General features: G+C 50.5%; 11 protein-coding genes. 10 read left to right on the top strand and 1 reads right to left on the bottom strand.

From position 1 onward, the window contains the following. Window positions 1–302 precede the first annotated feature (302 nt). A complete protein-coding gene (locus ACI6NM_RS06030; protein ID WP_428227915.1) occupies window positions 303–1,589 on the bottom strand; it encodes an IS110 family RNA-guided transposase in 1,287 nt (428 codons plus the stop codon). Between the two features lie 363 nt (window positions 1,590–1,952). On the opposite strand from ACI6NM_RS06030, the gene ACI6NM_RS06025 reads away from it, so the two are divergent. The 10 genes from ACI6NM_RS06025 (at window position 1,953) to ACI6NM_RS05980 (ending at window position 13,816) form a co-directional block, all read left to right on the top strand. Beyond that, on the top strand, window positions 1,953–3,368 hold the full coding sequence (locus ACI6NM_RS06025; RefSeq protein ID WP_262427888.1) for a Wadjet anti-phage system protein JetA family protein: 1,416 nt from the start codon (window positions 1,953–1,955) through the stop codon (window positions 3,366–3,368). Then, complete coding sequence (locus tag ACI6NM_RS06020; RefSeq protein ID WP_022274226.1) at window positions 3,359–4,009, top strand: DUF4194 domain-containing protein; 651 nt, start codon at window positions 3,359–3,361, stop codon at window positions 4,007–4,009. Before ACI6NM_RS06025 ends, ACI6NM_RS06020 begins: the two co-directional genes overlap by 10 nt. Then, window positions 3,996–7,253, top strand: a complete 3,258-nt coding sequence (locus ACI6NM_RS06015) for an SbcC/MukB-like Walker B domain-containing protein (protein WP_262427889.1) — start codon at window positions 3,996–3,998, stop codon at window positions 7,251–7,253. Before ACI6NM_RS06020 ends, ACI6NM_RS06015 begins: the two co-directional genes overlap by 14 nt. Further along, the gene (locus ACI6NM_RS06010; RefSeq protein WP_262427890.1) at window positions 7,243–8,487 is read left to right on the top strand and encodes a DUF2220 domain-containing protein; all 1,245 of its coding nucleotides are present in this window, start codon (window positions 7,243–7,245) and stop codon (window positions 8,485–8,487) included. Before ACI6NM_RS06015 ends, ACI6NM_RS06010 begins: the two co-directional genes overlap by 11 nt. A 485-nt stretch (window positions 8,488–8,972) precedes the next feature. Next, window positions 8,973–10,088 (top strand): hypothetical protein, encoded by a 1,116-nt coding sequence (locus tag ACI6NM_RS06005; protein ID WP_262427891.1) that lies wholly within the window; start codon window positions 8,973–8,975, stop codon window positions 10,086–10,088. A gap of 109 nt (window positions 10,089–10,197) precedes the next feature. After that, window positions 10,198–10,785: a hypothetical protein gene (locus ACI6NM_RS06000; RefSeq protein ID WP_262427892.1), complete on the top strand. Its 588-nt coding sequence runs from the start codon at window positions 10,198–10,200 to the stop codon at window positions 10,783–10,785. Window positions 10,786–11,146: 361 nt separating this feature from the next. Then, window positions 11,147–11,524 (top strand): hypothetical protein, encoded by a 378-nt coding sequence (locus tag ACI6NM_RS05995; protein WP_438501076.1) that lies wholly within the window; start codon window positions 11,147–11,149, stop codon window positions 11,522–11,524. A gap of 312 nt (window positions 11,525–11,836) precedes the next feature. Next, on the top strand, window positions 11,837–12,685 hold the full coding sequence (locus tag ACI6NM_RS05990; protein WP_262427894.1) for a YwqG family protein: 849 nt from the start codon (window positions 11,837–11,839) through the stop codon (window positions 12,683–12,685). 89 nt (window positions 12,686–12,774) lie between these two features. After that, window positions 12,775–13,473: a hypothetical protein gene (locus tag ACI6NM_RS05985; protein ID WP_438501075.1), complete on the top strand. Its 699-nt coding sequence runs from the start codon at window positions 12,775–12,777 to the stop codon at window positions 13,471–13,473. 16 nt (window positions 13,474–13,489) lie between these two features. After that, on the top strand, window positions 13,490–13,816 hold the full coding sequence (locus ACI6NM_RS05980) for a DUF5713 family protein (RefSeq protein ID WP_262427896.1): 327 nt from the start codon (window positions 13,490–13,492) through the stop codon (window positions 13,814–13,816). Window positions 13,817–13,819 lie beyond the last annotated feature (3 nt).

Here is a 13,819-nt window from a genome sequence, read left to right as displayed (position 1 = left end):
GCAGGAGCGGCGGTCTGACAGGGGAACAGGGGAGATGGACGGCCGAACGAAAGGAACAGGAAGAAGAATCTGAGCAAGAAACAGATCAGAATGAATCTTGTAACAAAAACGTACCTATGATAAAATTCTGGTAAAACAAAAGCGTTTCAAAAAGAAAAGGCTTTGCTGCCGGTCAGAAGCCATTGCAGCAATAAAATGCAGAGAGCTGCGGTAGCACGAATGAAGAGAAGGAGTAAGTGTGAAGCAATGAGCCGAAAATAGACCATAAACGTCCCTTGTGTGGAAAATCTGGTTTTTAAGATTTATCCAGAATGAACAGCACATTGCTGTTGAAGGAGTTTTAGTGTTTCCGGATCAGCTCCCTGCTCTCCGAGGAACTGAATTACGTTATCAAGTGTAAGCGCAACTTTTTCAGGTTTTGATGGATGGATGATGGCTTCGTAATCATCTGGTTTCCATTCTTCATTATTAAGAATCATGTGATAAATGCTTGTAAGCATCATTCGGGCTATGGCAATGATTGCTTTTTTCCTGCCACGCCGTTTCGCCAGTCGATTATATTTGATGGCGTAATAAGGATTTTTCCTGCTTTTTACAGCAGCAAGTGCACACTGGATGAGTAAAGGCTTTAGATACTGACCGGCTTTTGAACAACGGGTAGATTTCTTTTTGTTGGCACTCTCATTATTCGCAGGGGTAAGACCAGCCCAGGAACAAAGATGTTTATCCGATTCAAAAACCCCCATATCAGCACCGATTTCTGAAATGACAAACAAAGCAGAACGCTCAGTAAAACCAGCGATCCTTGAAATACGTTTGATTACTTCATCGTACGGGCGGCTGAGGCGGAATAATTCGGTTTCAATTTCATCCATATAGGAGCTGAGAAGTTCCATGTGCTGTTTTGCGTGGGACATCTTAAAGCGTTGTTCCGATAATATCTCAAAACCGCGTATGCTGTCAAAAATCTCTTCATTAGAAACTTTGATGCCACCATGAATCAGTTTTGCACATTCCTTTTCGTCAAAAGGAACATCTGAAAGAAGATAATTCATAATGGATGAGGCGGTTTTTCCAAATGGATCAGTGAGGACACAGTCAATACGGATACGTGAAATAGTCATACTATTCTGGTAGCGGTTTTTCTCAGCGGAACGCATATAGGAAAGTTTGAGACGATATCTGGAAAGCTCACGGAGAGCCCTGATATCAGCAGGTGGAATAAAAGAAGCTTTAACGATATCAAAGCGAAAAAGATTGGCAATCCATTTTGCATCACGTTTGTCAGTTTTCTTACCCTTTATGGCTTTGACATACTTGGGATGAGTAAGGATAACGTGCATATGCGGCTCAAGGATGTTAAAAACAGGGATCCAGTATTTACCGGTGGATTCCATGCAGACATGCAGACAGTTATACGAGAGAAGCCAGTCACGCATAGCTGCAATCTGTGAATTGTTGGTGGAGAAGGATTTCACTTTATAAGTTGCTTCCAAAGTGACAGGATCCGTAATGCAGACAGCAGCAACAACCGTTTTTTTGTGAACATCCAGCCCAGCACAGATAAGGTGTTTCACTTCAAAATCCATGTGATGCCTCCTTTCAAAGAGAGCAAAAAGAGACATCAGCATTGACTGTCATCCAAGCGAAAAGACTTATCATGGAAACGGGGTTTCCAGAGGCATCAAGTGCCAACGTCTAAAATGATAAGTGTACGGGCTCGAAGTCCCAATTGTTTGTGCTTACAAGAGGATGACGGCACATATATAAATGCGGGATAAGATGGTCTTTCACCACTCCCTCAGTCGTGCTCTGTAGTATACTGATATCTCTAACTGGATTTTAACACAAAATGAAATAAAAAGTAACCCGTAAACAAAGATTCATGCATTGTTTGTGCCGAAGGCAGGAACGACGCAAGGAGGGCATGCCACAACGGCATGTTTAAATAAATGAAAAAGCTGTTTCAGATGATACCATCTGGATTTTTCAACTGTCTTTCCAGCGGGAGCAATAGCGGGGTATATTCGGACTGCCTCCAGATTATTTATGATCAGTATGACCGGGAGATCTCGTATCGGATCTCCCGAAGCCATATCCGGGATTCGCTGGCGGTCTACCTGCTGGAAAATCATGTGGACTTTGTGGAAGAGGATGAAAAGGGGGCCCGGAAAAATTATAATGATCTGGCAAACGGGATCATCCGGAAATTCTGTTCAAAGGAAGTCGGCTGGCTGGAGGAAGAGCATGACGACGCGACTTACGAAAAGTATATTATCATGACGGAGCAGGGGATCCTGCTGGCTGAATTTTTACAGCAGCTGAGGGCGCCGGAGCGGGAGGAGTTTTCCAGTTACATTTATAACATTTACAATGTTTTAAAAAATGAGGAGCAATGGTCAGGAGATCCGTATGTGGAGGGCTTGAGAAATGTTTACCGGAATGCCAAGATGCTGTCGAAATCTTTGAAGCGCCTTTCAACCTTTATCAAGAAGATCATTGAACGGATGGTACAGGAGGAGACCCTGGAAAGCCTGACGGAGAACATTCTGGAGTACTGTGAGGGAAGCTTCATCCGGGAATACGCCCGGCTCACGAAGCAGCAGAATATCCACATCTACCGTTCGTTCATCCGTATGAAGCTGGAACGGATGCAGAATGATCCTGCGCTGTTTGAGCTTCTGGTGATCGGCTGTGCGGTGGAGGAGGAGCTGGAAGAGGCGGAGGCCAGGGAATATGTGCTGGACATGATCCAGCGGACCAGGGGCTTCCTGGCAGATGATTATGACCGTATCATGAAAGAGATCAAGCACAAGATCAATGTATATCTCCAGATCGCTGTTGGCCGGGCCAGATTTTTGCGGAACCGGGAAATGGATATCCGGGGAAATGTGGAGCAGACCTTACGATATATCACCGAATCCATGACGGAGACCGGATGGAAGTCAGAGCTGCCGGAAGAGATGGCAGGACTTTTTTTACTGGACAGAAATGAATTTATTGATACAGGCTCCATCCGTTTTCCGCGAAAGGCACAGAGCATCCGGGAAGGAACCTTTGCAGAGGTGGAGGAGCTGTCGCAGGAGGATCTGCGGCGGGCCAGAGAAGAGCATGAGAGGGCGGCCTATAATCCGTATTCAAAAGAAAAAATGAAGGATTATCTGGAACATGTCATGGGCGGTCAGAAGCAGATACAAAGTGACGAACTTCCGATGGAAAGCAAACGGGACCTGCTCTGCGCGCTGTCTGCGGCGGCGTACGGGGCGGAAAATGGTTATACCATCCAGCTGGAAGAAGGATACATGGAAACCAATGGAATGATACTCCGCAGATTCCAGATCTCAAAAGAGGAAGAGTTATGCAGATAGAGGAGTTTTGGGAGGCATATACCTCATCAGAGAAGGAATTGTTTCAGCGCTCCTGCCGGCGGCTGCTGAAACATACATTTATTGTCCGTGATAAGGATGAGGAGAATAAAAAGGCCTATTATTTTATCTCGAAAAGACCAGAGCCTTTTTCGGCCTATTTCCGATATATCGGCTTTGATATCGTGGTGGACCGGGAAAATGGGGTCGTAATGCTGAGGAACTGTGCCGACGCCGGGGAAAGCGGGAAGGTCCAGGTGAACCGCCTGCAGTTAAAGAAGGCGGAGAGCGTGGTATTGTGCTGCCTCTGGACCTTATACGCGGACCGGATCCGTTCGGGAAGCTTATCCCGGGCGATCCTGGTATCCATTACGGAAATACAGTTTGAACTGGAGAAATATGGCGTTAAGGATCAGATCGATAAAAGTGCCATGACTGGTATTTTGACTTTATTTTCCAGATTTAATTTAATTGAAGTGAATGGAAAGATCGGAGAAAAGGACTGCCTGGTCAGACTATATCCGTCGCTGCAGTTTGCGCTGGAATCGGAGGAATTTGGACGTTTTGCAGAACTGACGAGAAAAAGGATGCTTGAGAAAACGGGGGAGGTTCCGGGCGAGGAGGATGCAGATGAGTATGAATAGAAAAACAGCCACAAAATTGCTGCTGGTCCAGTGGGCGAGGTTCCAGAATGAATGTATCCGTCTGGAGGGCTCCACACTGCTTACGGGAGTAAACGGCAGCGGAAAATCCACGGTCCTGGACGCGATGACGTACCTTCTTACTGGGAATACACAGTTCAACAAGGCGGCAAAGGACCGGGACCGGACGGTGATCGGTTATGTGCGCGGAGATACGAAAAGCAATGGCACAGAGCGGTATTTAAGGACCGGAGAGGTCATCAGCTATATTGCCATGGAATTCTGGTCGCCGCTGGATCAGTCGTTTCTGGTGGTGGGGGTCTGTATGGAGTCAGACAATGAGATCGCATGCAGGAGCAGCTGGTTCATCTGCCGTGACGCCCGGATCGATGAGATCAATTTTACATCGACGGAAGGAAAGAGGATCCGGTTCACGCCGAAAAATGAGCTGGCGGTCCGTGGAGAAAAGCTCAGGTCTGCCGAGTTCCTGGGAAAGGAACGGGGGGTGGAGCAGGTGCTCCGGGCGCTGGGGCTGCGGTGCAATGCGTCCAAATACCGCTCCAGGCTGTTGAAAATGATGGCGTTTAATCCGGAGAACAATATTGACCAGTTTATCCAGGACTGTGTGCTGGAGCCTGGAAGGGTGGATTCCTTAAAGGAGCTGCGGGAACAGCGGCATCAGTTTGATCATATAAAGGAAATGTATGAGAATTTACGCAGCAGCAAGGCCCAGCTGGAGACCATAGAGCAGCGGACCGGCGAGTATGAGAGAAAGCTGCGGAGTCTCCGCATACGGGAATTGATGCTTCTTTACCAGGATCTGAGAGAAAAGGAAGAGGAAAAGAAGCAGGAGGAGATCCGGCTGGAAGCTCTGAAGACGAAAAAGGAACGCCTGGAGATCCGGCAGAAGGAGCTGGATAAACGGTATAAGGAGGCGGGAGAACGCTGCCGCATCGCAGAAAACAATGATATTTTCCGTGGAGTCAGGGAAAGCATCCAGGCATTGGAGCGGCAGATCGAAAAACTCAATGAAGAAAAAGAAAAACAGGAGAATGGGCTGGCTCTTCTTATGAAGCTGCAGGCCCAGATATCAGCGATACTGAAATGGGCAGATCCCTTTATTGAAGTAGAAGAGGAAGACAGAAACTGTCTGGCCCATCTGTCAGAAGGCGGGCAGCAGATAGAGGAAAAGCTCCGTTCTTATCTGAGATTTAAAGAGCAGATGCAGGGGCAGAAGCAGATCTTCTGGGAGGAGGAGATCCATTGTGGGGACAGGATCCGGGAGCTGGACCAGGAGCTGGATGAGCTGGAGACGGAGATCAAGCAGCTGAAGTCCAACCAGATGGTGTTCCCAAAGAATGCAGAGGCCGCCAAACGGATCATTTATGAGGAACTGAAGCAGCAGGGGATCCAGACCGACGTGCGGCTATTTGCAGAGCTGGTCCAGGAGGTAAAGGACGCGGAGTGGAGAGCGGCCATTGAGACCTTTCTGGGACGAAAACGATTTTATATCATTGTAGACGGACAATACTGCCACAAAGCCATGGAGGTCCTGGAACGAAGGAAGCTCCATGGCGTTCATGTGGTGATCACAGACAAGCTTCCCGAGACAGATATAAGCGCCGGGTCTGCAGCTGAAATGCTGGTGATCCCCAATGTGTACGCCAGAAGATACGCAAATTATCTGCTGAACGGGATTCATTTATGCGGCTCTCTGGAGGAACTTCATGAGTATCCCAGGGGAGGCCTGATGAAAAACGGCATGCTGGCAAAGAGCTATGCGGTGTCCAATATGGACGTGGACGGAACCGAGTTCTGCCTGGGCGGGGATGCCATAAGACTCCAGTTAAACAGGAAGGAAGAGGCAAAAAAGCAGAAACAGGAGGAGCGCAGAAGCAATCAGAAGCACAGGGAACAGAGCCGCAGGTATAGGAGCGAGATCGAGGGAGTGGACTGGGAGGCCGGCCATTATGATTTTGATGCGGCAAAGTCCCTGGAGGCGACCCTGGAGCGGAAGGAACGGATCCAGCAGGATATTGATAAGATACAGAGCAATCCGGACTTTCTGGCAGTGCTGCAGGAGCAGCAGGATGCAGAACGGGAGTATGGAGCCCTGGGAGGCGCGATAAAGGTGATCGCCGGGGATATTGGGAGCTGTAAAAAGGAACTGGAACAAAGCGAAGCCGCACTTAAGAAGGCTGCAGGCGAGATCAATCAGCTGAATCAGGACTATGAGCGCCAGTGCATGCAGCATCTGGAATTAAAGCGCCCGATGCTGGAGGAGTATGAAAAGCTTTTAAAAGGAAAGACCGGGACCTGGAGGGCGATCACGAAAAAGACAGTCATGAACCTAAGCACCGAGGTGGACGCCTGCGTCAAACAGATGGAAAGCGCGCAGATCGAGTACTGTAAGCTGGCGGAGATCGATATAAACAGGCGGGGGACCGGCTATATTCCGTTTTACCGTGACGAGTACAGAAATATTGCCAACATCAAGATCGAGGAAGCGCATAATAAGCTGGAGGAGCAGGGGAAAAGGCTGGAAAGCGCCTTCATGAATGACTTTGTGGCAGAGATCAATGAGACGATCCAGGCAGCAAAGGATGAAATAGAGGGGATCAACCGGGAATTAAAGAAAATCCCATTTGGAAACGATACGTACCGGTTTGTCATGACAGAAAAGGCAGACCGCAGCGTATTTTTCAGGATCTGTAAGAAACTGGAGCAGTATATGAATTCTCCGGAAGTATATATGAATTCAGCACGGGACGACGAGGAGATGGAGCATGATATCCAGGAATTCATGAGCGTGATCCTGGAAGAGGAGGATGAAACGGAATATACGGATTACCGGAAGTATTTTACATACGATATGAAGATCCTCAGCAGGCAGGGAAGCCAGGAGATCGAGGCGGATCTGTCGAAAAAGCAGGGCTCTGCAAGCAATGGAGAGAAGCAGACGCCGTATTTTATCATTCTGGCGGCAAGCCTGCTCCAGTATTATCCGAAGCAGGTCTGCTGCGCGAGACTGGCCTTTATTGACGAAGCATTTTCTGCCTTGTCACGGGAGCGGATCGAGCAGATGGTAAAATATTTTGAAGAAAACCAGTTCCAGGTGTTTTATGCTGCGCCGCCGGAGAAGATCAGCAGTATTGGAGCTTTTATTGAATCAACGGTGAGCCTGGTGACATCGGGACGTTACACGCACGCGGTGGAAGGTCTGGTGAAGGAAGTCTATGGGGTATAATGCAGTTCAGAAGCAGGTGCTGGAAGCGCTCCTGGATCAGTATGAAAGAAGTAAGACGTATCAGGGAGAGAATAAGGTGATCCAGAGCTTTCAGATCCCGCCGGAAAAGGTATTCCCGGACTATGCGTCCGATTACGCCGACATGGATCAGATCCGTGATTTTGAAGCCTGGATGCGGGAGCTGGAGCAGGATGGCCTGATCACCATAAGGTACGGGAGTGGAGAGATCAGAAAGCTGACGGCAGATCCGGAGAGCTGGGATCTGTATTATGAGGTCCTGCAGAGAAGGGATAAGCTTTCATTACAGCAGGACCAGATCATGCTGTATCAGAGGTATCTGGGGATGAGTCCGCTCCTGGACCGGTTCTGCCGGGAGCAGATCGGACGTTTACAGCAAAATAAAAATCCACTCTATGGAGGGAAGGAAGCAGAGGCCATATTGGAGCTCTGCAAATTCATTTTACAGAACCAGCAGGACATCCTGGAGAGGGAGCTGTCGATGGCGGTTTTGAAGGACAGTAAGCGATGGGAGAAAAAATACCGTTCAAAGGTCTGCGGGCTTTTGAGAAAATACGGGGATTATGAGTCTCTGTTCCTGGGACTCACAGATGACCGGGATAAGGAGGATAAGCGCGAGACGGAACGGATCCTTCTGGCAGAGCATCAGATCTACCCCAATCCGTCCTATGTGTATTTCAAGGGAAATGCGGAATTTTACTTTTCCAACGGATTGTGTGTCCGGACAGACCCGTCCATGCCCATGGCCTTTTCTTCGGCTGCTCTGAAAGGCCTGAAAGCGCTGTATATCGGGGATGAGGCAGTAATTACCGTGGAAAATCTGACTTCATTCAACCGGATGCAGATGGAACGGGCGTTTCTGATCTTCTTAAGCGGATACCATAATTTAGCAAAGCAGGCATTCATAAAGCAGATCGCCGGGGATAACCCGGGGAAGCAGTGGCATCATTTTGGGGATATCGATCCGGACGGCTTCTATATCGTGGAGAATCTGATCCGGGGAACAGGGATCGATTTTCATATGGTCTATATGGATACGGATACTTTGAAAAAATATGATGAGTATACAAAGCCGCTGGAGGAGCGTGACAGGAGAAAGGCAGAGAATCTGCTGGCGGCCGGGCGGTATACGGATGTTATGAGCTATATGCTGGAAAAGGGGAAGAAGCTGGAGCAGGAGATCGTCAGCTGGATGGAATGGAAGGGAGTGTTATGACGGGAAAATGTGGAAAATCCCATCACTTCTTTATCGCATATCTGTAAAGGCTGTGGTATAATGTCTGGAAACAGACATTATACCATCGCGCATCTGGTTTTCGCGTTCACCGCGAAAATCCAGGCGCTCAAATCTCCCGGAGGGGTACCATGTCCGAAGGACATGGTATAATGAAAATACTATGCAAATGGAAAAGGGTGCTGCCATGGACCGATATAGCGGACGGCTTTGGGCTGTTCTGAGAAATGAAAGGAATATTCTAGTTGCTGAAGAGACCACATCTGCCGGCAGATGCGGTTTCACAAGCGCGGCTTTTTCATGCCCTGCGCCAGCCTGTCCCTGAGACAGAGCGGCGCGGGGCTTTTTTTACGCGGGCAACGAGTCAAAGTCCGTGCCTGCATGAGACCCTGGCGGCTGCCGCGATAACCATAAGAAATCCGCGCAGCGTGCTTCTCATGGTTATCATTCAGAAGGAGGGAGTACACATGAGCCTTAAGTATACATGTCCCGTCTGCGGGACGCCTCTGGGCTATAAGGGACTGTGCTGGAAATGCAGGTCTGGACAGGAGAGGGATACGGTCCTTCACTGGAGTCCGGAGCAAGTGAAGGAAAAACAGGACGGGCTGGTCCGGAATATCCGGCGGCTGGCAGATATGGAGGATCCGGAGCTTACGGACTTCTGGAAGCTTCTGGGATACCGGGACGCCATCACGCCCAGGATCCAGCGGGCGGCGCTGGCCGCGGAGGTTTACTATCCCTGTGAGCTTTATTATCACGCCCCGGAGGATGTGCGGGACGGCCTGATCCACGTCCTGCTTTCTGCGGAGAATTCCAGCGAAGCGTCTGAGCTGATGTGCTGCCTTGCCATGCAGGGAGATGACCGGGCGCTGGAAACGCTTTTGGAGCTGGAGAAACATCCGCGCCCATGGAGAAAGAATCTCTATGTGGACCCATCCATCTACGCCCAGTGCGGCGGCTGGACCTTTGATAAGGAAGGGCAGCGGATGCAGCTTAACTTCGATACCTGCTATCCGATGGTGAAGGGAGAGCCAGGCGAAGGATCTCCTATCCGTATGGGCCAGATGCGGGAGGACACCTGTCCCCACTGCGGCGGACGGATGGTGGATATTCTGGTGCTGGATGGACGGGATGAAAGGCTGAGATTCCTGGGGCTGGACGGCATCCTTACTGCCGCCTGCTGTCCCAACTGTGTGGGATTTCTGGATGGGCCTGCATTCAGCCGCTTTACTCTGGACGGCGGTGTGGAGGTGTTTCCCTCCAGGACCTTTGATGGGACAGGGAAGATGGACTGCTATGTCCGGCCAGAAGAATATAAGGCATTAACGGAAAACCGTTTTATACTGGGGAAATCGTCCGTTCCCCTGTTTTATGGCGCGGCTTGCGAGGATGTGAACACCATCGGCGGTTTTGCCAACTGGGTGCAGGACTGGGAATATACGGCCTGTCCCCACTGCGGAAAGCCCATGAAATATCTGGCCCAGATCCAGTGGGATACCCTGATGGACGGTACGGAAGGAACGCTTTATGTGGAGTTCTGCCCGGACTGCCATGTTGTATCCATGCAGCATCAGCAGACCTGAGAGGAGACATGGAGATAAGTTTACCCAAAAGTCCAGATACTGGACGAAGAGCTGGCATGAGAATGGTGACCGGATTTACAGGTCTGCGGGCCCGGGAGGTGGAACTGCAATGTCCATAACTGCCTATAAAGTGGAAGCCAACGGGCATGACCGGACCGGCAGGGATTTTGGCTATGTGAATATCATGCACCGCTATGGAGGAAAGCGGCCCTGTCCCCGGCCGGATCCGTGCGAAAAGATGGAGGTCATGTGGGCGGATGAGAGCGTTTACGGACCTCCTGCCCCCGGCAGCAAGGTGGGAGACTTTATCATGACATGGTTAATGGGCTCCTGGAACTGCGGGGTGTTTACCCACCGGGAGATCGCCCGGCGGCTGTCTGATACCTTCACTGGACTGAAGATCAAAGAACTGGAGTGGTTCGAGAACCCCAGGGAAAAGACACTGAAAAACGGAAAGCCCCGTGTGCGCCGGGCCAGGTGGCTGCCGGAGCGGGAGGTGGATCTGGTGTACCTTTACGCTGACCACACGATTGACGCAAGAGATCCGACTCCCGCTGAAACCGACTTCTTCATCGTCACAAGGATGGATCCCTGGGGCGTGAGCACCTGGTTCATGTGTACCCCGGAGACCGCCGGAAAGCTGGCCGCCATGGATTTTGAGAATCTGGACATCCAGGAAACTACCATTGTGGGATAGGAGTGATACAGCATGATCGGGACAGATGAAAACCGGGCAGTGCTCCATGTGGAGGTCATCTTCTGGAGCGGTAAACGAAAGGTGCCCCCCAGCCTGGTCAGCGGAAAATATTGTCCTCATTTTGTTGTCACAGGAACTGCGGAATATCTGGGTGTATGCTTTCTGGACGGAGCTGTGTGTGCATTTGATAGACCGGCTTTGGGGAATGCCCAGCCTCTCTATCCGGATACTGTGGATTACAGCTCGTTAGAAAACAATGCGGAGTTCTTAATTTATGAGGGAACAAATGTGGTTGGAAAAGGCCGGGTGCTGGGCCGGACGACACCATATAAGGTGAGACAACAACGAAAGCAGGTGTCTTATGTACCAAATTGCATATCTTGGCCGCTGGGAGATACTCCCGGAAACGGCTGCCGCTATTTATGAACACGATATTTCCAGGCTGGAGGCAATGCTTCAAGGCGGGCTGGATCTGAATGTTCCTATCCAGCTCAGTGAGTATATCAAACTGATGCCGCTGGAGATCGCAGTTTTTCAAAACGATGTGCCCATGATCCAATTCTTACTGGAGCATGGAGCCGATCCTGACCTGGCGGTAGAACAGCCCCTTCTGCTCATTGCTGCCCGCTGCTGTGGAGCCCCAGGGATAAGAAACTGTGGTATCTGGACATGGAGCATGAGGAGTTCCATCCCCTGGCCAAATGGGAGGATTTTATTGCAGATCCTGGCCGGTATCTGAATGGGATGATCGAGGGAGAGTTTGAGGAATAAGGAGCAGGGCCACGACAACAATAGACTTTCTGACCCAGGCATATAAAAGCCTGGGTCAGCCGATCGGCCATATCGGTTGCTGCTGTCCGGCAGAGGTCTGGATCTCGGAGCATGGGAAGCTGTATGCGAAATAGGAGTATCAGGACGAGATCGAATGCTTTTCCTATGTGTTTGTCTGGAGCGGGCGGGAACTGCGGCAGTGTAAATTTGATTCCGCCGCCATGATAACCGTGGAGGCACTGGACGGAAAGCTATGAGAGTGCAGCAAGGAGGAACTGCCATGAGTATAAAAGAAAAACTGGAGCTGCTGGGTAAAAACAGCATCAGACTGAAAATAGAAGGAAAAGAAACATACAAACTGGGGGCCACCCGTTTTGGCGGGCAGCCCGATGTGCCGGCTGATTTCGTGTGGCCTGCTTATGAGGGCGAGAGCTATGACAATGTGGTGAAGGACCGTCCCCTTACTTTCCTGGCCCAGTTCAACTGTGCGGAGCTGGCCCGGTTTGACACGGAGCATCTTCTGCCCGACCATGGCCTGCTCTCCTTCTTCTATGAAACAGATACCCAGTGCTGGGGCTATGACCCTAAAGATAAGGGCTGCTCCCGCGTTTATTGGTTTGAGGACATTTCGGCCCTGGCCGCTGCGGACTTTCCTGCGGATATGGAGGATGATTTCAGGTTTCCTATGGTCAGGATCAAAATGGATTCAAAAAACTCCTATCCTTCCTGGCAGGATTTCAGCGAAGCGTTCCCAGACGAGGAGGACTATGATGCCTTTGATTCCGCGTGGGCTGAACGGATGGAAGAGGATCCGGAAGGGCTGGAAAACCGTTCCCAGCTGCTGGGCTGGCCTTTTATCATTCAGAACAGTATGTTTGCCGAATGTGATCTGGTGACCCAAGGCTATTATCTGGGAAACGGCTGGGGTAAGATCCCAAAGGAGATCCGCCAGCGGGCGGAAGGATCTGCCCGTGACCGCTGGCTGCTGCTGTTCCAGCTGGATACAGTGGAGTGCGGCGGCTTCGAGCTGATGTTTGGGGACTGCGGGCATATCTATTTCTACATCACCAAAGAGGACCTGGCTGCCTGCCGTTTTGACCGGATCTGGCTGATCCTCCAGTGCTACTAAAAGCATGAAACAGGACTTTACTAGTTGGTGCGGTCAGATATTGCAGGATCCCCAGAACATTTCTCTGCTGAAATTCGGAATGTCACAGGATGAGGACGGTTTCACGGTATGCACTCCGCTGGACGCTGCCCCGCCTGACGGCCATCGGGGCCGTGACAAAGACCATTTTTACCAGAATGATGAGAGGATGGAAGAACCACTGTACGAGACGACACAAGAACTGGAAAGGAAGGAAAATAGCGATGGACTATTTGAAGATACTGCGTGAAAATCCTGATCTGGCAGATGAATTTGATTCTCTTTTTGACTTCTTCCTGCTGGATGAGTTATCCCCGCGGGATGACGCAGAGGGACGATGTACTTTTTCCCTGCCCGGCAGGGCGTTTGCCAGAGATGGCTCCGGCGGAGAATACCACCTGTTGGAGGATGGCTCCATCGGCTATTACAGCAGCGAAGGAGAGGCGGGCCGTTTGGCCGAGAGCATGGACGATCTTTTTTCCCTGCTTGTGAACTGTATCTGCTGGCACGACTGCTGTGACGCAAAGCAGTATGTGGACCAAAAAACCTTGGAGGAATATGGGCAGAGATGTCGTAACGGCAACTTGGAAGATATGGACGTGGACCGCTGGCGGCGGGTATCCGCTGCGCTCGGTATCCCAACAAGCGGGGAACTGGCTCCCGTTCTGGAGCGGTTCCGTAAAGCAGCACAGCGCCAGCCCCTGTATCAGTGTGTGTTCCATGAGGACGACGGAAGTCTGACCGAATCATACGGTTTGATGTTTGAATGAGAAAGGAGTGCTCCCTATGAAAGCATTTGATCCCAATTATAAACTGCTGGACGAGATGTACCAGGACGAATACTATCCCGATTTCCTGGTGGATAAGGTAAAGGAAGAGCTCCAGAAGGTCATCCGTCTCCTGGAGAGCGGAGAAACTGACGTTGGAGCGGTGCAGAAAATATTGGATGAGGCGGTCTGCGGCATCAATGATCTTCAGGAGGAGTTTGACGAGAACGACAGTGAGATCGAAACGGTGGCACGGGATTGTATCGGAGTTACCGTGGCCTATATTCTGGAGTGGTTTGGCATCCCCATTGATATCGAGGAAGCCATCCGGGAACGGGACTGGTAAAAC

It is taken from the genome of Pilosibacter sp. YYHA0881, from assembly GCF_051602715.1.
Lineage (GTDB): Bacteria > Bacillota > Clostridia > Lachnospirales > Lachnospiraceae > Alitiscatomonas > Alitiscatomonas aceti.
The sequence above is the reverse complement of the archived record's forward strand: the minus strand, read 5'-3'. Positions and strand labels throughout refer to the sequence as shown.

What these genes read in the sequence shown, in the direction of transcription:
- ACI6NM_RS05995 (WP_438501076.1), top strand. Translation starts at nt 11,147, where the DNA reads ATGTACCAAATTGCATATCTTGGCCGCTGGGAGATACTCCCGGAAACG.
- ACI6NM_RS05990 (WP_262427894.1), top strand. Translation starts at nt 11,837, where the DNA reads ATGAGTATAAAAGAAAAACTGGAGCTGCTGGGTAAAAACAGCATCAGA.
- ACI6NM_RS06015 (WP_262427889.1), top strand. Translation starts at nt 3,996, where the DNA reads ATGAGTATGAATAGAAAAACAGCCACAAAATTGCTGCTGGTCCAGTGG.
- ACI6NM_RS06005 (WP_262427891.1), top strand. Translation starts at nt 8,973, where the DNA reads ATGAGCCTTAAGTATACATGTCCCGTCTGCGGGACGCCTCTGGGCTAT.
- ACI6NM_RS06020 (WP_022274226.1), top strand. Translation starts at nt 3,359, where the DNA reads ATGCAGATAGAGGAGTTTTGGGAGGCATATACCTCATCAGAGAAGGAA.
- ACI6NM_RS05985 (WP_438501075.1), top strand. Translation starts at nt 12,775, where the DNA reads ATGAGGACGGTTTCACGGTATGCACTCCGCTGGACGCTGCCCCGCCTG.
- ACI6NM_RS06010 (WP_262427890.1), top strand. Translation starts at nt 7,243, where the DNA reads ATGGGGTATAATGCAGTTCAGAAGCAGGTGCTGGAAGCGCTCCTGGAT.
- ACI6NM_RS06000 (WP_262427892.1), top strand. Translation starts at nt 10,198, where the DNA reads ATGTCCATAACTGCCTATAAAGTGGAAGCCAACGGGCATGACCGGACC.
- ACI6NM_RS05980 (WP_262427896.1), top strand. Translation starts at nt 13,490, where the DNA reads ATGAAAGCATTTGATCCCAATTATAAACTGCTGGACGAGATGTACCAG.
- ACI6NM_RS06030 (WP_428227915.1), bottom strand. Translation starts at nt 1,589, where the DNA reads ATGGATTTTGAAGTGAAACACCTTATCTGTGCTGGGCTGGATGTTCAC.
- ACI6NM_RS06025 (WP_262427888.1), top strand. Translation starts at nt 1,953, where the DNA reads ATGAAAAAGCTGTTTCAGATGATACCATCTGGATTTTTCAACTGTCTT.